This window comes from Dyella agri, from assembly GCF_044904705.1.
Classification (GTDB): Bacteria; Pseudomonadota; Gammaproteobacteria; order Xanthomonadales; family Rhodanobacteraceae; genus Rhodanobacter_A; species Rhodanobacter_A agri.
The window spans coordinates 129,435-150,088 of sequence record NZ_JADIKL010000001.1 but is presented as its reverse complement, the minus strand read 5'-3'; the positions used below and the strand labels follow the sequence as shown (position 1 = coordinate 150,088).

General features: G+C 66.1%; 22 protein-coding genes and 1 tRNA gene. 18 read left to right on the top strand and 5 right to left on the bottom strand.

Annotated features, from left to right (window positions below; translation table 11 throughout):
- Positions 1 to 3: 3 nt before the first annotated feature.
- Complete coding sequence (locus tag ISP14_RS00665) at positions 4 to 1,119, top strand: hypothetical protein (RefSeq protein WP_404535128.1); 1,116 nt, start codon at positions 4 to 6, stop codon at positions 1,117 to 1,119.
- An 87-nt stretch (positions 1,120 to 1,206) separates the two neighbouring features.
- On the opposite strand, the gene tssA is transcribed toward ISP14_RS00665, so the two are convergent.
- A complete protein-coding gene (tssA, locus tag ISP14_RS00660) occupies positions 1,207 to 2,244 on the bottom strand; it encodes a type VI secretion system protein TssA (RefSeq protein WP_404535125.1) in 1,038 nt (345 codons plus the stop codon).
- 295 nt (positions 2,245 to 2,539) lie between these two features.
- On the opposite strand from tssA, the gene ISP14_RS00655 reads away from it, so the two are divergent.
- From ISP14_RS00655 to ISP14_RS00580, 16 genes are all read left to right on the top strand, one after another.
- Positions 2,540 to 3,736, top strand: coding sequence for a tyrosine-type recombinase/integrase (locus ISP14_RS00655; RefSeq protein ID WP_404535123.1), 1,197 nt, complete (start codon positions 2,540 to 2,542; stop codon positions 3,734 to 3,736).
- Positions 3,737 to 3,799: 63 nt separating this feature from the next.
- Entirely contained in the window at positions 3,800 to 4,279 is a 480-nt protein-coding gene (locus ISP14_RS00650; RefSeq protein WP_404535120.1) for a hypothetical protein, read from the top strand.
- A gap of 66 nt (positions 4,280 to 4,345) precedes the next feature.
- The gene (locus tag ISP14_RS00645; protein WP_404535118.1) at positions 4,346 to 4,759 is read left to right on the top strand and encodes a hypothetical protein; all 414 of its coding nucleotides are present in this window, start codon (positions 4,346 to 4,348) and stop codon (positions 4,757 to 4,759) included.
- A gap of 82 nt (positions 4,760 to 4,841) precedes the next feature.
- Positions 4,842 to 5,105, top strand: a complete 264-nt coding sequence (locus ISP14_RS00640) for a helix-turn-helix domain-containing protein (protein WP_404535116.1) — start codon at positions 4,842 to 4,844, stop codon at positions 5,103 to 5,105.
- Entirely contained in the window at positions 5,102 to 5,314 is a 213-nt protein-coding gene (locus ISP14_RS00635; RefSeq protein ID WP_404535114.1) for a helix-turn-helix domain-containing protein, read from the top strand. Before ISP14_RS00640 ends, ISP14_RS00635 begins: the two co-directional genes overlap by 4 nt.
- Positions 5,311 to 5,523, top strand: a complete 213-nt coding sequence (locus ISP14_RS00630) for a hypothetical protein (RefSeq protein WP_404535111.1) — start codon at positions 5,311 to 5,313, stop codon at positions 5,521 to 5,523. The genes ISP14_RS00635 and ISP14_RS00630 overlap by 4 nt, the downstream gene beginning before the upstream one ends.
- Entirely contained in the window at positions 5,520 to 6,164 is a 645-nt protein-coding gene (locus ISP14_RS00625) for a tail assembly protein (RefSeq protein WP_404535108.1), read from the top strand. The genes ISP14_RS00630 and ISP14_RS00625 overlap by 4 nt, the downstream gene beginning before the upstream one ends.
- A complete protein-coding gene (locus ISP14_RS00620; RefSeq protein ID WP_404535106.1) occupies positions 6,164 to 6,349 on the top strand; it encodes a hypothetical protein in 186 nt (61 codons plus the stop codon). The genes ISP14_RS00625 and ISP14_RS00620 overlap by 1 nt, the downstream gene beginning before the upstream one ends.
- Positions 6,346 to 6,609 (top strand): hypothetical protein, encoded by a 264-nt coding sequence (locus ISP14_RS00615; RefSeq protein ID WP_404535104.1) that lies wholly within the window; start codon positions 6,346 to 6,348, stop codon positions 6,607 to 6,609. Before ISP14_RS00620 ends, ISP14_RS00615 begins: the two co-directional genes overlap by 4 nt.
- Positions 6,606 to 8,888 carry a bifunctional DNA primase/polymerase gene (locus ISP14_RS00610; RefSeq protein ID WP_404535103.1) on the top strand — a complete coding sequence of 761 codons (2,283 nt, stop codon included), beginning with the start codon at positions 6,606 to 6,608 and terminating at the stop codon, positions 8,886 to 8,888. Before ISP14_RS00615 ends, ISP14_RS00610 begins: the two co-directional genes overlap by 4 nt.
- Positions 8,889 to 9,498: 610 nt before the next feature.
- The gene (locus tag ISP14_RS00605) at positions 9,499 to 10,269 is read left to right on the top strand and encodes a hypothetical protein (protein ID WP_404535100.1); all 771 of its coding nucleotides are present in this window, start codon (positions 9,499 to 9,501) and stop codon (positions 10,267 to 10,269) included.
- Positions 10,262 to 10,513, top strand: a complete 252-nt coding sequence (locus ISP14_RS00600) for a hypothetical protein (protein ID WP_404535099.1) — start codon at positions 10,262 to 10,264, stop codon at positions 10,511 to 10,513. The genes ISP14_RS00605 and ISP14_RS00600 overlap by 8 nt, the downstream gene beginning before the upstream one ends.
- Entirely contained in the window at positions 10,500 to 13,328 is a 2,829-nt protein-coding gene (locus tag ISP14_RS00595) for a phage tail tape measure protein (RefSeq protein WP_404535097.1), read from the top strand. Before ISP14_RS00600 ends, ISP14_RS00595 begins: the two co-directional genes overlap by 14 nt.
- On the top strand, positions 13,325 to 13,909 hold the full coding sequence (locus tag ISP14_RS00590) for a hypothetical protein (protein WP_404535095.1): 585 nt from the start codon (positions 13,325 to 13,327) through the stop codon (positions 13,907 to 13,909). Before ISP14_RS00595 ends, ISP14_RS00590 begins: the two co-directional genes overlap by 4 nt.
- Positions 13,906 to 14,676: a terminase large subunit domain-containing protein gene (locus tag ISP14_RS00585; RefSeq protein WP_404535093.1), complete on the top strand. Its 771-nt coding sequence runs from the start codon at positions 13,906 to 13,908 to the stop codon at positions 14,674 to 14,676. Before ISP14_RS00590 ends, ISP14_RS00585 begins: the two co-directional genes overlap by 4 nt.
- On the top strand, positions 14,673 to 15,374 hold the full coding sequence (locus tag ISP14_RS00580; RefSeq protein WP_404535090.1) for a hypothetical protein: 702 nt from the start codon (positions 14,673 to 14,675) through the stop codon (positions 15,372 to 15,374). The genes ISP14_RS00585 and ISP14_RS00580 overlap by 4 nt, the downstream gene beginning before the upstream one ends.
- Positions 15,375 to 15,379: 5 nt before the next feature.
- Here ISP14_RS00580 and ISP14_RS00575 read toward each other — a convergent pair whose 3' ends face one another.
- Together ISP14_RS00575 and ISP14_RS00570 are read right to left on the bottom strand one after the other, a co-directional pair.
- On the bottom strand, positions 15,380 to 15,880 hold the full coding sequence (locus tag ISP14_RS00575) for a structural protein (protein WP_404535088.1): 501 nt from the start codon (positions 15,878 to 15,880) through the stop codon (positions 15,380 to 15,382).
- Positions 15,881 to 16,034: 154 nt separating this feature from the next.
- Positions 16,035 to 16,109, bottom strand: a tRNA-Val gene (locus tag ISP14_RS00570).
- 100 nt (positions 16,110 to 16,209) lie between these two features.
- On the opposite strand from ISP14_RS00570, the gene ISP14_RS00565 reads away from it, so the two are divergent.
- Positions 16,210 to 16,542: a lipid-A-disaccharide synthase N-terminal domain-containing protein gene (locus ISP14_RS00565; RefSeq protein ID WP_404535086.1), complete on the top strand. Its 333-nt coding sequence runs from the start codon at positions 16,210 to 16,212 to the stop codon at positions 16,540 to 16,542.
- Positions 16,543 to 16,585: 43 nt separating this feature from the next.
- On the opposite strand, the gene metH is transcribed toward ISP14_RS00565, so the two are convergent.
- Together metH and ISP14_RS00555 are read right to left on the bottom strand one after the other, a co-directional pair.
- A complete protein-coding gene (gene metH, locus ISP14_RS00560; RefSeq protein ID WP_404535084.1) occupies positions 16,586 to 19,369 on the bottom strand; it encodes a methionine synthase in 2,784 nt (927 codons plus the stop codon).
- Between the two features lie 174 nt (positions 19,370 to 19,543).
- Entirely contained in the window at positions 19,544 to 20,644 is a 1,101-nt protein-coding gene (locus ISP14_RS00555; protein WP_404535081.1) for a homocysteine S-methyltransferase family protein, read from the bottom strand.
- Between the last annotated feature and the right edge of the window lie 10 nt (positions 20,645 to 20,654).

Below are 20,654 nucleotides of genomic sequence, written 5' to 3'. Positions count from 1 at the left end.
CGGATGCGGCGGAACCCGCGCCTGCTGCCGGCGCTGGCATGCTTCGCCCTGCTGCTGGTGGCGGGCGGCTGGAGCGCGGGGGCGGCGGCGCAGGACGCAGCGCGCCCCACCGGCGACTATGTGCTCGCGCAGCTCGATGCGGCGCGGCAGGCGTTGGCGCAGCGGGCGAAGGAGCACCCTGACCAAGCCCTGGCCGAAACCGACCAGCGACTCGGCCAGATCGGCGATGCCTTGCGCCAGCAGCTGGGCGGCGCAACAGCCCAGCCCATCGAAATCCTCGGCGACAAGGTCAAGGCGGCTGCGCTATGGGCGAATGCCGCCGCCCAGCGCACGCAGGCCTACCTGAAGGTATCGGCGGCCTGTCGTGGCAGCGATGCGAAGGCACTGGCGGTGGCGCTGGCGCTCGCGATCGAGCGGCTCGCCGCAGCCCCGGCAGCCGGCAAGCCGGCGCCGCCGGTGATCGGCGCGGTCGAGGGTGCGGATCAGCAGCCCCTGTTCGTGATCCATCCTGCCGAGCAGCCGCTGGCCTTCGCCGTACTCGGTGCGAACCTGCTGGATGCGCAGTGCGCCAACCCCCAGGTAAGCCTGACTGATGCGCAGGGCAAACCGGTCGATGCGCAACCCGTCATCACCGGCATCACGCCGCAGCGCATCGCACTCAAGCTCGCGGGCACCGCCGGCCTGAAGCCGGGCGGTTATGTGTTGCACGTGGTGCCGGAGCGCAAGGCTTTCCTGGTGGGGTGCACCAGGCAGCCCGAGGCGGTAGCGGCCGTGCAGGTGGCGGTGCCGATGCAGGTAACGGTCGATTACACGCTGGCCGCGACGTGTCGCGGGCAAGGGCAGCTCACCCTGGGGCACGGCAGCCTGCCGATCGTCACGCGCCAGGGTGGCGCGGCGTCGCAGCCGATCGATGTATCGGCCTGTGCGAATCCCGAGAGCTACACGATCAGCGCGACCGCGCATTTCGGCGACGAGCAGGCCACGGTCGGCCCGGTTACGCAGCCGGCCGATGCGGGCATCACGGCGGGCCTGCCAGGTGGCTTGTCGTTGAGCTGGAATCCGGCCATCCACACCTTGTTCGCGCGTGCCGGGGCGAACATGTGCCTGGGCAGCAACTGAGGACGGCAACAGCACGCACCTGCCTGTTTCCGCGCCGGTGGCGCCGGCGCGGGTAGTCGTTTCGGAGGAGGGCCGGCGGAAGCGGGTTTATTCTTCGCCGCTGTTGCCGGAGATGACCTGGAATTCCGACAGGCCGCCCGGTGCCAGTTCCTTCATCAAGTCGATGAAATCCATGCCGACCAGGCGCTGGGCGCGGCGCAGCAGATGCGGGATCGGGCTGGAGGGTTCGCGCCGCGCGTAGTACTCGCAGATGTCGTCCAGCCGGCGGATGACGTCCTGCGGCGTTTCGATGCGTCCGCTGGCTGCGTTGGCAGGCGCGGCGCCGGGCACAGCGCCTTCTTCGCCGGCCGGGGCGTCCGCTTCGGCCACCGGCATGCGCTTGGCCATCTCGCTGTCGAGGAATTTCTTGAGTTCGTAGATCTCGCCGAGCAGCGGCTTGAGATCCGGTCCCGCGGTGCCGATGCGGTCGGTGAAGATCGCATCGATGGCCCGGGCATGCTCCATGGCCGCCGTGGTCGCCTGAGCGGCGGCGATCAGCTGTTCCTCGGGGCAGTCCAGGCAGCAGGCTTCGATGTCGGTCATGCTCGGCAAGGCGGCATCGCCTTCCGTCGCGGTGATTTTCAGCGTGCCGTTGGCGATGCGCAGGTCGCGCAGCGAAAACCGGCCCAGGCGCGGAGATTGCACAAACGGCGTGCCGCGGAAGTAACCGAGCACGCCCTGCATGTCGACCAGCGGCATCACCGCATTGACGCGGGCGGTGGGGTCGTTGTCGTCCTCGGCATCGAGCTGCGGATGCACGGTATCCCACTGGTTTTCCAGCAGGCCGCGGATCAGCGCCAGGCCGTCCGACCAGCCGGCGAGGCTGTGCATGCGTGTCCAGGCGCCGGTCAGGTGCAGGCCTACGCGCAGATCCTTGGTGCGGCCAAGCAGGCTTTCGCCCAGCGACGAAACCTTGTCCCAGTCGGGTTCTTCGGCGGTTTTCACGCTGTCGCCGATCGAGCGTTCGGCCTTCGGCGTGGCTGTGCGTTCCAGGGTCTGGAAGTCCGGGTCGTATTCCAGGTCGGGGCCGCTAGGGGCCTCGTCGGCAAGCGGAGCCAGCAACGATTCAAGATCGTGATGCGCCATCGGATTTTCCCCCTGAGCCCAAGCTCCGGATGGTACATCAGGCGGGCTGTGCGCGGCCGTTGCAGAGAGCGCAAAAAGACGAAGGGCCCGGCATGGCCGGGCCCTTCGTCTTCGATTCGGTGGTGGGCGGTACAAGGATCGAACTTGTTACAACTGCCGTGTGAAGGCAGTTTTACGTGTGCATTGTTGTGCGTCGTAGTTTTTAAATAGCTGATTTCATTGCTTATATTGTGCAACGTTGTGCGTGGAAGTGTGCTATAGTTTTTCCACGTGGTTTTCACGTCGGAGAAAAATCATGCGCAAGGGGATCGGTGTAGCGGCGTCAGAGGGTGATCCGACCCTGGCGCAAGTGCGCGCGTGGATTCAGTCCAAGAGCGGCCGTGCGAAGTTGCCGCAGCGCAACGACCCCTTTTGGGGGGCGCCCGTTGATCGCGGTTTGTTCGTCGGCTATCGCCGCATGGCGCATGGCGGCAACTGGATTGCCCGCTGGCGCGACGAGGACGGCAAGCAGAACTATCACCGGCTAGGCGCAGTGGATGAAGACGACAAGGAGGCCTATGCGAATGCGCAGAAAGCAGCGCGGCAATGGCTCAAGCGGATGCGCGCCGGCGTTCGGAGCGTCGAGGTTGCCACCGTGGCCGACGCATGCCGCGAATACGTGCAAGACCGGCGCCGCGAGAAAGGGGAGGCTACGGCGACCGATGCAGAACAGCGATTCGCGCGCACGATCTACGACAGCGACTTGGGCAAGATCTCACTGGATCGCCTCACCACGAAGCGCATCACCGAATGGCGCGACGCGCTGTCCGATCCAGACGACGCCGGCAAGGTGCTCGGACGCGCGAGCGTTAATCGCACGCTGACCGCGTTGAAGGCTGCACTCAATCTCGCGGTACGCAATCGCAACGTGACACCGGAACGCGAGATCGAGTGGCGCATGGTGAAGCCGCTGAACAACGCGAGCGACCGGCGCGAGCTGTTCCTGGATCTGACGCAGCGCCGCGCGCTGCTGGCTGCGGCGGAGGGATCCATCCGGCACCTGATCGAGGCGGCCATGCTCACCGGCGCGCGCCCTGGCGAGCTGGGCCGCGCGCGCTGCCGCCAGTTCGACCCGCGCACCGGAACGATGGTGTTCGACGGCAAGACGGGCAAGCGTAGCGTTCGCCTGACGCCGGCCGCGGCGGCACTGTTCAAGGCGCAGCGGAAGGGCAAGCTACCCGACGCGTGGCTGTTCGATAACGACGGTGCAGCGTGGGACAAACACGTCTGGAACGAGCATGTGCAGAGGGCCGCTGAGCGCGCTGAGCTGCCGCCGGGAGTGTGCCTCTACACGCTGCGCCACAGCTTCATCACCGAGGCCATCACCGGCGGCCTGTCGCCGCTTGAGGTGGCGCGCATGGTGGGCACCAGCCTCGCCATGATCGACAAGCACTACGGGCACCTGGCGACGGATACCGCCGTCGAGCGGCTGGCCCGTGTAGCGCTGATTTAACCGCCGCCCGGTGCGCGAACACCGGGCGACTTCCACAGCAACACCTGACAGAGAGGTGACACCATGGCAATCGAAAGTGTAGCAACCGCCCAGCCCAACGACTCCAACGACTCCAACGGCGCCGGCTTCGCGTTCATCCCGCGCATCAATCAGCACCTGTTCCGCGTGCCGAAGGACGCTCCGCAGGATGCGCTGCTAGGGCACCTGAGCTGCATGCTGGCCGGCATGCGGAAGATCACGAACGATTGCGATGGTGGGCTGGAGGACGAATACGTGTGGATCTTGAATGCGCTTGCCGAGCAGGCAGAGGCCATCGTGGATTCGCTGGAGTTGCGCAGCACGCCGCCGCGCCGCAATGGCCTGGGCAGCATCCTTGCTGACGCTGCCACGCTCCCCGACGCCGACATGGCCGTGCTGGTCTCCCTGCTGCGCGGCATGCGCAACGGCATGGACATGGACCCCGACTCGCTGCGCAGCGCGAGCGACGCAGACGTGCGCAGGTTGGCAGACAGGGATGCGCCATGGGCCGTTGCGGCGCAATGAATGAGGCGAAGGCAAAAGGTGGAACGGGCTCCCGAGCGGCGCCCGACGTGAGCGAGGCCATGAGTCATGGCTAAGCTACCAGCGTTCGATCATTGGCTATCCGAGGCGATCTTGCATGCGCCGAGCGATCCCGAGGCCGCCGCGTGGGTGCTAAAGGAGGTCGCCGGATATCTGCGGCGCATGTTCGAATGCACGAAAGGCGATCCTGTAGAACTGCCATCGGATGCCGCTCGATATCTGGCGGACGCATTCGAGAAGGCCTCTCGCGTTCCCGCCAAAGCGCGGCCGGCTGAGCTTGCCCGCGCGTTGAACCTTACCGCGCCAGGGCGGCGCCCGAAGGCGCCGTCTTTCACCCTGGCATTGGCTGTTTTGGAGTGCGGAGGCGGCGTGAACGCAGCGATAGGCGCCGTGGCGGAAAGGTTCAATGTGGACGTTTCGACCGTGCGCCGCGCATGGCGTGAATGGCGAAGCGCATTCTAGGCAAAAGGTGACGACCTTTTGCCATTATTTGCATCTCGTCTGTTCGATTTAATGGGTGTCACCTACACGCAGGTGCACATCCATGCATGCAATGCAGTCCGCCCCCACTGCCCAGGCGAAGCAAGACAAAGGCAGTCCCATCATTCTCCGCGACGGAGAAGTCCACTTCACCCCATTGGTTCACCAGGTTGACGCCGCCGCGCGTCGCCTTGGTGTGAGCCGGCGCACGTTCTACGCCCTGGTCAAGGAAGGTCGCCTGCACACCTTCCGCATCGGTGGTCGCGTCGTCGTCGCCGAAACTGAGCTGCAGCGCGTCGTGGCCGAGGCGATGAGGAAGGCCGCATGAGCGCCGCCCCTATCGATCCGTCTACCTGCCTTACCACGAAGCAGGTCGCAGCCTGGCTGCATCGCTCTGAATACACGATGCGGCGCTGGCGTAGTCGAAAAATCGGGCCGCCGCACTTCGCAATCCATGGTCGCGTGCTCTATGGCATGGCGCAGCTTCGAGAATGGTTTGCGGAGCAGCAGGCAAGCCGCCAGGGAGAAGCTGCATGATGCCGACCGAGGACCACTTCAAGGCCTTCCTGCGGGACGCCACGCCGGCCGAGCTAGAGCAGTTCACCGATGCGATGGCAATGGCGCTTACGGTAGTAGCCACCGCAGGCCTTCCGCAGGAATTCAGGGCGGACCTTGCCGCGTCGGTGCGCGTGTGCCTGGAGGAAGAGATCGCCGCGTGGCGTGGCGCGCAGGAGGCTGCCGCATGAGTACCCTGCGAACCATCCGCCTGTACGGCAAGCTGGGCGCGCGCTTCGGTCGCGTGCACCGCTTCCACCTGGAGTCGAACTCCGTGGCCGAGGCCATCCGGGCGCTGGACAGCCAGCTGACCGGGTTCAAGGCCTTCCTGGTCAACGCCGGGCAGTACGGCATGGTGTTCGCCGTGTTCGCTGGCAAGCGCAATCTGGCGCAGGAGCAGCTATGCGATCCGGTGGGCAGCGAGGATATCCGCATCGCGCCCGTGGTCGAGGGCCGCAAGAACGGCGGTGTGCTGCAGACAGTGCTGGGCATCGTGCTGATCATCGTCGGCTCGTACACCTCATGGGCCGGTGGCTCAGCGCTTGTTGCTGCGGGCATTTCCATGGTCGCAGGCGGCATCGTGCAGATGCTCTCGCCGCAGCCGAGCAACAAGGCCAGCAACAACTCGAACGAACCGAGCTATGTGTTCAATGGCGCGGTCAACACCGAGGCTCAGGGCCATCCGGTGCCGCTGCTGTACGGCCGCATGATCGTCGGCTCTGCCGTGATCTCCGCAGGCATCGAGGCATCCGATTACGCGCCGTCCACCACGGGGGTGCTGCCCGGATCGCCGAACTGGAAGCCGACAAACCCCTACGAGGTGGCGCCGTGATGGATGAAAAATTGCCGAACCGCACCGAGGCGCTTGCGCTGCTGGTGAGCATGACGCCCGAAGAATCACAGCAGTGGGTGCGCCGCACGGCAGAGCTGGCGGAGCAATTCAACGCGCTGGACAAGGGCATGCGCTACGCCCTGGCGGAGATCGCGCAGGCGCGCGCAAAGGCAGGTGGCGCATGAACACTGTCGAGATCGTGGAATGCGCCGACGATGCCGCGCTGTGCCGTGCGTTGGAGGCTGGGAACGGCTGGGTTATCGCCCTGGGCCGCCAAGCCGATGGCACGCTTGAGGATGCGTTGATCGTCCGCAATCGCGAGTCGGGCTTCCTGGCGGCGGTTCCGGTCGCGGAGGTGGATCGGATCGCTGGCGGCTTGCCGTTTCAGGTCGCTGGCGCGATGCGTGATGCGGCAGCACGCATCCGCACGGAGGGCGCCGAATGACGAACCCCGAAAACGCGAACGCCTCGCTGGCGGGCGAGGCGAACGCAGAAAGCGCAGACATGGGCGGACTGCACGATGAGCGTAGCACGGCCAAAAGCCCCCTGCGTGAAGTCGACGCCGCCACAATGGGCGCTGAGTACATCGAACACGGCTGGTCGCTGTGCAATATCCACCCGGACAGCAAGGGTCCCCGGGGATCCGCCGCGACGGGCTGGAACACCCGGGCGAAGGCCATCCGCGACCCGCACGCGTTGCACGCCGGCTGGAGCGTCGGCCTGCTGCACGCCTGGTCGGGCACCTGCGCCATCGACATCGACAAGTACGCCGAGGCGCACGCGTGGCTGGCAGAGCGCGGCGTAGATCTCGACCGATTGATGGCCGCCGACGATGCTGTGCAGATTTCCAGCGGGCGCCTTGGCCGCGGAAAGCTCCTGTACCGCGTGCCCGTTAGCGTCGATCCGCTGTCGCTGTCGACGCACCAGATCAGTGACCCGACCGCCGCTCCCGAGGATCGCAAGTCTTCCATGTGGCTGGAGCTGCGCTGCGCTACTGATACCGGCCTCACCGTGCAGGACGTGCTGCCGCCATCGATCCATCCGATTACCGGCCAGCCGTACGCATGGGCCGGCCTGGGCGACTGGCGCGCTCTGCCGGAGCTGCCTGCGGAGCTTCTGGTGGTGTGGCGTGGCCTGTGTGACGAAACCCCTGGACAGCGCAAAGCGCGCGGCGCGACCGGTCCTGGCACCAGCGCGGAGTTCATGGACGCTGTGCGACGCGTGCAGCTGGCCGGCCTCAAGCCGTTTCGCTGCGGTGACAGCGTGCGCTCGCACTGCCCGGTGCACGGCGGCGAATCCGGCACAACCTTCAAGATTGACGAGGCGGCCAATGGTGCGGCGCTGTTCCACTGCCACGCCGGGTGCTCGCAGGCGGCCGTCTTGGCCGCCCTGCAGCCGCGTGATCGATCCATCCCAACCATGACGAAATCCGACCAGCTCAAGGCCGCGATGGACGCGCGCCGGGCGCAGGCGGCCAACGACGACAAGCTGATTCTCCCGGCATTCCCCGCCGAGCTGCTGGACCTTCCCTATGGCTTGGGCAAGCTGCAGCGGTGGATTTTGGGCACGATGCCATACCCAAGCGCGGCGGTGGCGGGCTTCACCGCCTGGGCAGTCCTGGCGCACTTCGCGATGTCCGCGATCAAGATCGACAGCTACGACGGCCTTGGCGTGAACGAGCAGTTCCTGCTGCTCGCGCCTACCGGCTTCGGCAAGGAATCAGTGCGCAAACCGTTCGACAAGCTCACCAGCGCGTTGCAGGCGGCGCCGCGGCCAGCTGGTACTGGCAATCTCTGGCCTGGCGCGTTGCCCACCATCCAGCACAGCGCGCCAGCCTCGCAGCAGGGCCTGCACAAGCTGCTCGAAACCAATCGGGCGCAGTCGTTCCTGGCCGACGAGTTTGCCGAGTGGCTGGGCCACGCTGCCAGCGACAGCCACAAGCAGCAGGCGCTCGGGCACATCATGCAGGCCTACAGCAAGGCCTTCAGCATCCTCGCCGCGCCAGCTGCAGTGACGAACGAGTACAAGCCGGTCAGCAACCCCCGCGTGCTGGTGTTCGCCACGTCAACCGCTGAGCGCATCCTTGAGACAATCACCGCCAGCCAGGCCGACAGTGGCGCACTCAACCGCTTCGTCATCCTTGCGGCCGAGCAGGAGCGGTTGCCCAAGAATCGCCGCATCCGCCCGTCGTTGTTCGACCCGCCGGACGAACTTGTCGATCTCGTGGCATGGATCGTGTCGCTCGATCCATGCACCATCGTGACGCTCGATGACGACGCGTGGGAGCTTTACGAGCAGCACGACGAGGCGGTGCTCGATCCGCTCAAGTTTCGCGACTACCGGCTGGCTGGGCGGCTCAATGAGCAGGCGTTCAAGCTCGGCGCCCTGATCGCTCTGTCTGATAGGCGCAAGGTCATCGGCGTGCGCGACCTGGCGATCGCCTACGCCGCGCGCGAGGGCATCTACCACCGCGCCGCGAGCCTGATCGGCTACGACGGTGCGCTGTCGGGCATGCATGCCACGGGACAGGCGCTGGAACAGCTCCGGTCGCACTTCGAGGAAAAGCCGTTCCTGTACCTCTCGAACCTGCCGAAGGTGTCGCGCAAGTTCAAGGCGCTGCATATCCGGGAGCGGGATGCGGTGATTCACGCATTGCTTACCGAGGGCATCGCGAAGAGGGACGGCGGTCGCCTGGTGTCTTGCATCTGCAAGGCGGCGGCCTGAATCGGGCGCCTCTCGGACATTTTCGGACAGCATGCGTCCGAGAGGCGAAGTGACCAAAAACAAGGCTTTTTCAAATAGAAAAGAGAGAGATTCGGACATTAGGACACATACACACACCCGTAGGTAATTGGATGGAGGTGTGTGTGTCGTCCGAGCGTCCGAATCGTCCGAATCGTCCGAGTGTTTGGGCGCGGATATGGTGGGCGGCCGGGCATTGTTCGCCGCGACTCTTAAAGCATTGTTTTTCAAGTGTTTTTGCGCATCGCATGGGCATTTTGGTCAAAAAATCGCCTCGGCAATGCCCCGCAAACCGCGCCACTAAGCCATTTGGTGGTGCTTGGCATTCGATTGCGATAGGCGGCATTCGAAGTGCGGTCACGATGGCGCCAGCAAGCCCTTGTCTGCCTCACTCAGGCAGTTGAAGTCGTCGCGAATCGCTGTGCTTGTGGGGATCACGATGCGCACGTGAAAACTGGCGCGTAAAACCGCACCTGCAACCGACACAGAACGCCACAAGACGCCACGGCTTGCCGTCTGGTGCGGGACGCCAGTTTCAGCAGACTTTGAGGCGACTACTTTTTGCGCCACGGCGCCCCGCTCAGGAACCACGATGGCAACCCAACGAACCGCACCCACCTTCATCGCCGGCCGCGCGGTGAACCTCATGGAGCTACCGGCGCACCTGGCCGATCACCCGTCCGCACAGATCGCGAACAGCACCCTGCGGCAGCTGGGCGACTTCGTGCAGCACCACACCGACGTGATGCAGGATCCGCTGCTGTCCGAGCGCGGCAAGGCCGCGAAGCTCAACCCGTTGAAGGTCGGCATGGCGCGCGTCATCGCCGCAGCTGCCGCCGTCAACCAGGACGCCGCCAAGCAGACCGACAAGCGCGAGGCGGCGATGTTGGCTGTGCCGGCCATCGCACCCAGCGACGCTGCCAGCGCGGCCGTGGACGTGGAGGTGCGCCAGTGGTGGCGCAGTCTGGACAGCAAGCAGCGCGCCGACATGCTGCAGAAGTTCCAGGACGGCCCGGAGCACCAGCGCATCGAGGCCGCGCTGCTGCGTTCGCCGGTCGCGCTGGCCGATCCCGAGCTACTGGCGATCCGCGACAGCTGGAACCGGCAGGCGCGCATCGACAACGCTGGCGAGACGACCGCCATCGCGCGCGACCGCTACGCGCAGGACTACGCCGGCGACGCAATCAAGCAGGCTGCCGCGATCTTCCAGGCGTCCACGGCCATGCCTCACGGCGACCTGCTGCGCGCCGTGGTCACCGGCGACAACCCCATGGCTAACGGCGCCGCGGTGTTCGGCTTCTCGCAGGACGCCATCGACCGCGCCAAGGTGCTGGCCGACGGCAACGAGTCCGTCGATGGCTGAGCGCGCCACGCCTCGCTTCCTGGTCGCCTACTTCGGCGGCCGGGACGCCATCAACGGGCACGCGCTCGAGGTGCTGATCGGTGACGTGCTCAAGCGTCCCGCTCCTCGCTCGGGCGCCGGGTACTCCATCCGGCCGGGTGCGCTGCAGCGCCTGGCCGACTTCGGCAGCAGCAAGCTAACCGCCTGGGCGGACGACTTGAAGCGCGAGCAGCAACACGAGCAGGCCGCACATGCCAATCAATGACATTGCCACCCTTGGCATCCAGGTCACGACCGATGGCGTCAGCACCGCGAAGCGGAGCCTGGACGACCTGGCCGCCAGCGGCGACCGGGCGGCGGCATCCACCGCGAACCTCAACAAGTCGTTCTCGCAGGGCACCGGAACCAGTGCGCGCCAGGCGTCGGCGAACTACCGCGAGCAGCAGGATGCGCTCGCCAAGCTCGCCGGCCAGATCGACCCGACCATCGCCGCGCTGGGGCGCCTTGATGCGCAGCAGGCGAAGCTGGCCGCCTTCAAGAAGGCCGGCATGCTCGGCGCGGACGACTTCAACGCGCTGAACGATGCCATTGAGCTGAACCGCGTCAAGTTCACCGCGGCCGGCAATGCGCTGCACCAGTTCTCGCTGAACAACTCGTTTGCGCGCCGCGAGCTGGGGCGCCTCGCCGCCGACCTGGCGAACGGCAACTGGGGCCGCTTCGAGCAGACCAGCCTGACGCTGGCGAATGCGAGCGGCCTGCTGGGCATGGCGTTCAGTGCCACCGGCGCGATGGTCCTGGGTGCCGTGGCGGCGATGGGTCTGTTCGCCATCGGCGCGGAGCGCGGCTGGGCCGAGAGCGAAAAGCTGCGCGTCTCGCTGATCGCCACGGGCGGCGCGGCCGGCACGTCCGCCACGGCGCTGAACAGCATGGCGGATGACGTAGGCCGCGCCACGGGCCACTGGGGCGACGCGCGCAAGGCGCTGGACGACATGGCCGCCTCGGGCAAGTTCGCCGGTGCCGGCCTGAGTGGCCTCGCCACCGCGGCCGTCGATGCGTCCACGGTCACCGGTCTGAGCATCGACAAGATCATTGCGCAGTTCGAGAAGCTGCAAGACCAGCCGGCGAAGGCTGTCGCTGCGCTCAACGACCAGTATCACTTCCTGACCGCCGCCGAGTACGCGGAGATCGCCGCGCTGGAGGAGCAGGGTCGCACGCGCGACGCTGCCCGGGTGGCTGAGACGGCTTACACCGAGGCGATGAAGCAGCGTGCCCAGGAGGTGGCCGACAACGCCGGCTGGCTGCTGCGCTCGGCTCACGCGGTGCGCGATGGATGGAACGAGGCCTGGGCGTCGCTCAAGGGCGCGGGCGCCCCGCTCGGCCTGCAGGACAAGATCAACATCGCGCAGGAGAAGATCGACCAGCTGCAGGGCGGCCGCATCCTGCCGAACGGAACGTGGCAGGCAGGTGCCGGCAGCGACGATCCGCGGGTGAAAGCCCTGCAGGCGGAGATCGACAACCTGCGCCACCAGCAGGTCGTCGCGGCGTTCGCCGACAACGCGCAGCAGTTGAAGGATCGCGCGAACGCCGATTCCATCGCCGCCCAGCAGCGGCTCGGCAAGTTCAAGACGCCCAAGCAGGCGCTGGACGACTCGCTGGCGCAGGCCAATGCGGACAAGCTGGCCGCGCTCTACGGCGTGGTGGATCCGACGCAGCGCGCCAGGATCGAGGCCGAATACCAGGAGCAGGTGACGCGCGCCAAGCAGGCCTACGACTCGGCGGTGAAGAAGCGCGGCCCGCACGGCGCCGACCCGTTCGCCAGCCTCAACAGCCAGCGCGACAAGGCATACAACCAGTATGCCGACGCAGCATCGGTTGATTCGGGCGCGTCGTCCACGGCGCAGGCGAAGCTGTACGAGCAGGAAGTGCAGCAGTTGCAGGCCATCGCAAAGGCTGGCGCAGAAGCCATTGAAAAGGGCGGCGACCTGGCGCGAGTTCAGGCCGAGGTGGCTGATGCTACGAGCAAGGTCACGGCTACCTTCGCGCTGGAATCGCAACAGCTGTCAGCCAAAAACGCCGCCGCGCTCAAGGCCTACCAGGACGCCATCGACGACCAGATTGCGGCGAAGCAGCGACAGCTCGACCTGCAGGTTGCGTCGGTCGGCATGGGCACCAAGGAAGCCCAGCAGATGCAGGCCATCGACGCCATCTACGCGAAGGTGAGCAGCACCATCGAACAGCTCAACCGCCAGCGCGCGCAGAAAAGCGCGGATACGCAGCTGATCGATGGGCAGATCGCTGCGCAGAAGGCATCACTCCCCATCCTCGTGAAGCAGCAGCAGGACGCCTACTCGGCCATGAGTGCGGCGCAGGCCAGCTGGGAAAACGGCGCCATCAAAGGCATGCAGGATTTTGTGGATGAAGGCCAGAACGTCGCGGGCCTCACGGCCAGCTTCTTCACGACCGCCTTCAACGACATGGGTACTGCGCTGGCAAATTTCGCCACAACGGGCTCGATCAACTTCCGCTCCCTTGCTACATCGATCCTCACCGACCTTGCCCGCATGGAGACGTGCATCCTGGAGTCGCAGGCGTTGCAGGCGATCCTTGGTGCGTTCACAGGCGGCGTCAGCTATGGCGGAGGAAGTGGTGGCGCGACCGGCACAGGTGCATTCAGCGGCTTCGGCGCCATCGCAACGCAAACCGTTTCCTACAATGCCAACGGCGGCGTGTTCATGAACTCGCCCAGCCTGTCTGCCTACTCCGGCAGCGTGGTGAACAGCCCCACGCCGTTCATGTTCGCCGCTGGCGCCGGGATCATGGGCGAGGCTGGCCCCGAGGCCATCCTGCCGCTGCGCCGCGGCCCGGACGGCAAGCTGGGCGTCGCCTCCGGCGGCAGTGGTGGCGCGGCCGTGACGATCAACGTCAACGTGGACAACAGCGGCGCAGCGACGCAGCAAACCACGAGTACCAGCAACGCATACGCCCACCAGTTCGCCCAGGCGATCAACGCCAAGGTGCGCGAAGGCATTGCCAACGAGCAGCGCCCTGGCGGCTTGCTGTGGAGGATGGCGCACGCATGAGCCGCCCCTGTTCCATCTGTGAGCACCCCGACCGCGCCCAGGTCGAAATCGGCCTGGCGAACGGCATCGCGTTGCGCGTGCTCGCCGGCAAGTACGGCCTGGACCAGACGCAGCTCTGCCGGCACCGGCACCGCCACATGGACGCCGACCTTATCGCCAGGCTGAAAACGCGCGGGCACCGCTCCGACGAAGAGCTGGCGAAGATCCGCGAGCACGAGTCCAAGAGCCTGCTCGATCACCTGGTGTGGCAGCGTGGCCGCCTGTATCGCAACGCCGACAAGGCGCTGGAGATCGGGGACTTCGCCGGCGAGCGCGCGGCGATCGACTCCGCCGGCAAGGCGTCCGAGCGCATCGGCAAGCTGCTTGGTGAGCTTGGCTCGGCCATCACGATCAACCACAACACCCAGATCAACCTGGTGCAGTCTCCGCAGTGGCATGCCATCCGCACAGCTCTGGTGCGCGAGCTGCGGCCGCTTGGCCCTGAGGCCATCGCTGCCGGCGTGTGCGCCATCGAGGCGGCCGAGGCCAGCATCACGCCGCCGGCTGAGCGCGTGCCGCTGCTGATCGAGGCTGCGCCATGAGTTCGGCCGCCGCTGACTTCGCACGCGCCGCCGACCCGGTGCAGGTGTTCCGCGAAGGTGCGCGCGACGCGAACGGCCAGCCTATCGAGCCGGCGCCGTGGCAGGTGGAGGTCATGCGCTCCGAGGCGCGCCGACACCTGATCCTGTGCAGCCGGCAGGCGGGCAAGTCGACCACCATCGGCGCCAAGGCTGCGCACGGGCTTGTCTACCGGCCCGGTCTGTACCTGGTCATCGCGCCGACGCTGCGCCAGTCGCGGCTGCTGTTCAAGAAGGCCAGCGCGGTCTATCGCAACCTGGCCGACGTGCCGCGCATCGTGAAGGACAACGAGACGGAGCTGGAGCTGGAGAACGGCTCGCAGCTGGTCGCGCTGCCCGGCGACAACGATGCCAATATCCGCGGCTTCTCCGCTCCGCGTGCCGTGTACGTGGACGAGGCTGCGCGCGTGGTGGATTCGGTCTATGCCGCGCTGCGCCCGATGCTCGCGGCGTCGCCGGACGGGCAGATGATCGCGCTCACGACACCCTACGGCCGGCGCGGCTGGTTCTACGAAGCCTACGAGTTCGGCAAGGGCTGGGAGCGCACGAAGATCACCGCGCGCGACGTGCCGCACATCAGCGAGGAGTACCTGGCCGAGGAGCGGGATGGCATGTCGGAGTGGCAGTTCCGCGCCGAGTTCCTGTGCGAGTTCACAGACACGTCGGAATCCTTCTTTTCCAGCGAGCTGATCGACGCCATGATCGACAACACCATCGAGGTTTGGGAATGAATGCCCTTGCCGCGGCGCTGCCGGCGCAAGACCCCCGCTTTCACTACGGATCGACCGTTGCTGTTGGCGTTGACCTGGGCCAGTCGCAAGACCCGACCAGCATCGCCGTGATCGAGAAGATCGCCCCCACGATCCCGGCGAACACATACCCGCCGCACGTCGAGGCGTTGCGCTTCGCCTTGCGCGGCATTCGACCGAAATACCGGCTGCACCTACTCCAGCAGGCGCCGCTGGGCGAAAGCTATCCTCTACAGGCGCAGCGCTTGAAGCGCATCCTGGCGCGTGCGCAGATCGCCGCGCATGACCCGCTGGTGTGGGTCGATTACACCGGCGTGGGGCGCGCGGTGTTCGATATCTTCAAGCAGGAGCGCGTCCCGAACCTGCGGCCGGTCACGATTACGTTCAACGGACAGGAAGGCCCGAACGGGCATGGCGGCCACAGTGTGCCGAAGATCAACCTGGTAAGCCGCCTGCATGCGCTGATGCAGACCGGGTGCCTGCACATGCCCGACACGCTGCCGCTGGCAAAGACACTCCGGCGCGAACTGCAGGACTTCCGCGTGGGTTACACCGCTGTCGGCAACGCCACTTTCGGCGCGCGCGAGGGTGCGCACGACGACTTGATCCTGGCGGTGGCGCTGGCGGTGTACGGGCTGGACAGCGGGCGCGAGATCATCGTGGAGCCGCTGCGGGTGTAGGGGTGTCATCTCATGCCGCAGATTGCGAATGCAACGGGGTACAGGGTCCGCAGCTGATCGATCGATAGATATTCGCCCCTCGCATCGTAGAGCTGGCAGAACAGCAGCCCACCAACCCGCAACAGCGCGGCACGCTCGTCACCGAGTGCTCTGCGCTGGATCTTGCTCGTCTGTGCTGCGATCCAGTCGCCATAGGTCTGCTGCGCTGGCACCTGTCCGGTCATGCTTGCGCGCGTCCCTAGCGGCATCTCCGGTAGGTCTATGCCCCACGCGCGCCAGCTTTTCAGCACAGGGAGAGCGATGCAGCGACAGCGCGCATGGATGCCGCCAGGGCCGCCAAGCCACGGAACCTCATGATTGATTGGCGCGTGATCAGCGGTCTTGGAATAGATCAGGCCATCCCTGATCCTGCACTGAGGGCATGACGCGGCATCGAGTGTACCAAGCCATTGCACGGCGACGATGATGTCGTCATTGCGGTAGGTGTCAAGGTCGCCGCCTCTCATGGCCACATCCATCCGTCGATCGGCCCAGGTCGAGGCATCCTATGCGCGCGACGCCTACACCGTCCATCCAGCCACCCGAAAAATCTTTTCCATGTCTTTTTTCACGCGCACGAAAAAGGCCACCTGTTGAGGTGGCCTAAATCGTTGAATCTATTGGTGGGCGGTACAAGGATCGAACTTGTGACACCTGCCGTGTGAAGGCAGTGCTCTACCGCTGAGCTAACCGCCCGCCGAGAGCGCGCAAATATACGGGTTGGGGCCGGCGAGGTCAACCATTACGGGGTCATCGCGTAAAATGCCAGACCTCTCCTGCCGACCGGATCAGCGCCATGCCCCACGACCTTTCCCATGCCCTGCAGGCGTTGCAGCAGTTCCAGCTGACGCCTTGGAAGGCGATCGGCCTGCTGGGTTCGGTGATGTTCACCAGCCGCTGGTTTGTGCAGCTTTACTACACGCGCAAACTGAAGCGGGTGGTGATGCCGCTGTCGTTCTGGTGGCTGTCGGTGCTGGGCAGCGCGTTGCTGCTGGCGTACTTCACCATCGGCAAGAACGACTCGGTAGGCATCATCTCGAACTTCTTCCCGGCGTTCGTTTCGGTCTACAACCTCTGGGTGCATCTGCGGCACCACAAGAACAACGTCACCGGCGACGAGATCGCCTGATCCGCTGCTGCGGGAGCGTGCCGGACACGCCCCGCATTTGCCCTCACTCCGGATCGTAGTCGAGGTTGGAGGCCAGCCAGCGTTCGGCCTCCCCACGGGTCCAGCCCTTGCGGGCGGCGTAGTCCTCCACCTGTTCGCGGCTGAGCCGGCCGACCACGAAATACTGGCTGTCCGGGTGCGAGAAGTACCAGCCGGACACCGCAGCGGCCGGATACATCGAGAAGCCTTCGGTGAGTTCGATGCCGGCGTGCTTCGGGGCGTCGAGCAGGCGGAACAGCGTGGTCTTCTCGGTGTGGTCGGGGCAGGCGGGGTAGCCGGGGGCAGGGCGGATGCCGCGGTACTTCTCCGCGATCAGCGCTTCGTTGTCGAGTTGCTCGTCGGGGACATAGCCCCAGAATTCGCGGCGCACGCGCTCGTGCATGCGTTCGGCGAATGCCTCGGCGAGGCGGTCGGCCAGCGCCTTGAGGGTGATCGAGGAATAGTCGTCGTATTCGGCGCGGAAGCGCTCCAGGTGCGGCTCGATGCCCAGGCCGGCGGTGACGGCGAAACCGCCGATCCAGTCGGGCTTGCCGTATTCCTTCGGCGCGACGAAGTCGGCGAGGCAGAAGTCGGGGCGCTCGACCGGTTTGTCGACCTGCTGACGCAGGTGGTGCAGCACGATTTTCCCCTCTCCCGTCGGGAGAGGGTGCCCCGAAGGGGCGGGAGAGGGGGCGGGCGGAGCGAGGTGCTGTGCTTCGCCCGTACCCTCTCCCCCAACCCCTCTCCCGGAGGGAGAGGGGAGCAGTTCGATGTCGTCGCCGACGCTGGCGGCCGGCCAGAAGCCGATCACCGCGCGGGCGGTAAGCCATTTTTCCGCGATCACGCGGTCGAGCATCTTCTGCGCGTCGGCGAACAGCTCGCTGGCCTGCTTGCCCACGATTTCGTCGGTGAGGATGGCCGGGTAGTGGCCGGCCAGCTCCCAGGCCTGGAAGAACGGCGTCCAGTCGATGTACTCGCGCAGCTCGGCAAGATCGTAGTCGTCGAACACGGTGAGGCCGGACTTGGCCGGCTGCGGTGGTGTGTAGTTCGCCCAGTCGCAACGGAAGCGTTGTGCGCGGGCCTTGTCCAGTGATACCAGCTGCTTGCCGGGGCCGCGGTTGCGATGGCGCTCGCGCACTTCCGCGTACTCGGCGCGGATCTTCGCCATGAAGTCGTCGACCAGCTCCTTGCTGACCAGCGACTGCGCCACGCCGACCGCGCGCGAAGCGTCTTTCACCCACACGCAGGGCGACTTGTAGTGCGGTTCGATCTTCAGCGCGGTGTGCGCACGCGAGGTAGTGGCGCCGCCGATCAGCAGCGGGATGCGGAAATCCTGCCGCTGCATCTCGCGCGCGACGTGGCTCATCTCTTCCAGCGAGGGCGTGATCAGGCCGGACAGACCGATCATGTCGGCGTTCTCGGCGATGGCGGTGTCGAGGATCTTTTGCGCCGGCACCATCACGCCGAGATCGATCACCTCGAAGTTGTTGCAGCGGAGCACCACGCCCACGATGTTCTTGCCGATATCGTGCACGTCGCCCTTGACCGTGGCCATCACGATCTTGCCGTTGTTCTTGCCGACGTCGCCGGTGCGCGCCTTTTCCTCCTCGATGAAGGGCAGCAGGTAGGCCACCGCCTTCTTCATCACGCGGGCGGACTTCACCACCTGCGGCAGGAACATCTTGCCGGCGCCGAACAGGTCGCCGACCACATTCATGCCGTCCATCAGCGGGCCTTCGATCACGTCGAGCGGGCGAGTGGACTGCTGGCGCGCCTCCTCGGTGTCTTCGACCACGTACTGGTCGATGCCGTGTACCAGCGCATGGCTGAGGCGCGCGCGTACATCCTTCTCGCGCCAGGCCAGGGTCTCGACGGCGACCTCGCCCTTTTTCTTCTTGTAGTTGTCGGCGATCTCCAGCAGCCGTTCGGTGGCGTCGGCGCGGCGGTTCAGCACCACGTCCTCGACGCGCTCGCGCAGCGTGGCGTCCAGATCGTCGTAGATTGCCAGCGCGCCGGCGTTGACGATGCCCATGTCCATGCCGGCCTTGATGGCGTGGTACAGGAACACCGAGTGGATCGCCTCGCGCACGGTGTCGTTGCCGCGGAACGAGAACGACACGTTGGAGACGCCGCCGGAAACGTGGCAGTCGGGGAAGCGCCGCTTCAGCTCGCGGGTGGCCTCGATGAAGTCCATCGCGTAGTTGTTGTGTTCCTCGATGCCGGTGGCGATGGCGAAGATGTTGGGGTCGAAGATGATGTCTTCGGGCAGGAAGTCGAGTTCCTTCGTGAGCAGCGCGTGCGCGCGCGAGCAGATCTCGATCTTGCGTTCGGCGGTATCGGCCTGGCCCTGCTCGTCGAATGCCATCACCACCGCGGCGGCACCGTACTGCTGCACCTTGCGCGCGTGTTCGAGGAAGGTCTGCTCGCCTTCCTTCATCGAGATCGAGTTGACGATGCCCTTGCCCTGCAGGCAACGCAGGCCGGCCTCGATCACGCTCCACTTGGAGGAATCCACCATCACCGGCACGCGGGCGATGTCGGGCTCGGCGGCGATCAGGTTGAGGAAGCGCACCATCGCCGCCTCGGAGTCGATCAGGCCCTCGTCCATGTTGACGTCGATGATCTGCGCGCCGTTGGCGACCTGCTGGCGTGCGACTTCCACCGCTTCCTCGTAGCGGTCTTCCTTGATCAGCTTCTTGAACTGCGCCGAGCCGGTGACATTGGTGCGTTCGCCGACATTGACGAACAGCAGGTCGGGCGTGATGACCAGCGGTTCGAGGCCGGAGAGACGGGTGTGGCGGGTGTTCATAGGGACAGGCTTCTTGCGTTGGCCTCCTCTCCCGCTTGGGGAGAGGATTGAGGTGAGGGGCGGGGGCTCGCCGTGTTGTTGGTCGAAGCGTGTTCGGGTGGAACGCCGGCGCGGCCTCTCACCCCGGCCCTCTCCCTGGAGGAGAGAGGGCGCAAGGTACGTGGCGACGCCGTGTCACGCGGCTTCCCGCGCAGCGCCGGGGAGCGCGCGCGGTGCGTAGTCGCGTACGGCCTCCGCGATGGCGGCGATGTGCGCGGGCGTGGTGCCGCAGCAGCCGCCGACCAGGTTGAGCAGGCCGTCGCGGGCGAAGCCGCCGATCACGCCGGCCATCTGCTCCGGCGTTTCGTCGTATTCGGCGAAGGCGTTCGGCAGGCCGGCGTTGGGGTGGGTGCTGACGAAGCATTCGGCCGTATCGGCCAGGGTCTGGATGTGCGGGCGCAGGTCGGCCGCGCCCAGCGCGCAGTTGAGCCCGACCGACAGCGGCCGCGCGTGGCGCACGGAATACCAGAACGCTTCGGCGGTCTGGCCGGACAGCGTACGGCCGGAGCGGTCGGTGATGGTGCCGGAGATCATCACTGGCACCCGCGTACCGCGCTCGCGGAACAGTTCGGACAGCGCGTACAGCGCGGCCTTGGCATTCAGCGTGTCGAAGATGGTCTCGACCATCACCACGTCGGCGCCACCATCGATCAGGCCGGCGGCGGACTCGCGGTAATTGCCGGCCAGTTCCTCGAAGGTGACGTTGCGGAAGCCGGGGTCGTTGACGTCCGGCGACAGCGAGGCGGTGCGGCTGGTGGGGCCGAGCACGCCGATCACGAAGCGCGGCTTGCCGGGCGTCTGCGCCGTGAACTTGTCGCAGGCGGCGCGCGCCAGCCTTGCGCCTTCCAGGTTCAACTCATGCGCGAGATGTTCCAGCTTGTAGTCGGCCTGGCTGATGCGGGTGGAATTGAAGGTGTTGGTTTCCACCAGGTCCGCGCCGGCCGCGAGGTAGGCCTCGTGCACGCCGCGGATGATCGCCGGCTGGGTCAGCGTGAGCAGGTCGTTGTTGCCCTTGAGGTCGCAGCCGCCCGGATGTTCATGGGCGTGACCGTCGTGATGGTGCTCGCGCGCGCTGTCATGGCCGTGTTCGAAACGCTCGCCGCGGAAGCCGACCTCGTCCAGCCGATGGCCTTGCAGCATGGTGCCCATGCCGCCGTCGAGGATCAGGATGCGTTCGGCCAGCGCGGCCTGGAGCAGGGCGACGCGCTCGGGGTGCAGCCAGGGCAGGGTACTCATCGGTGGTTTC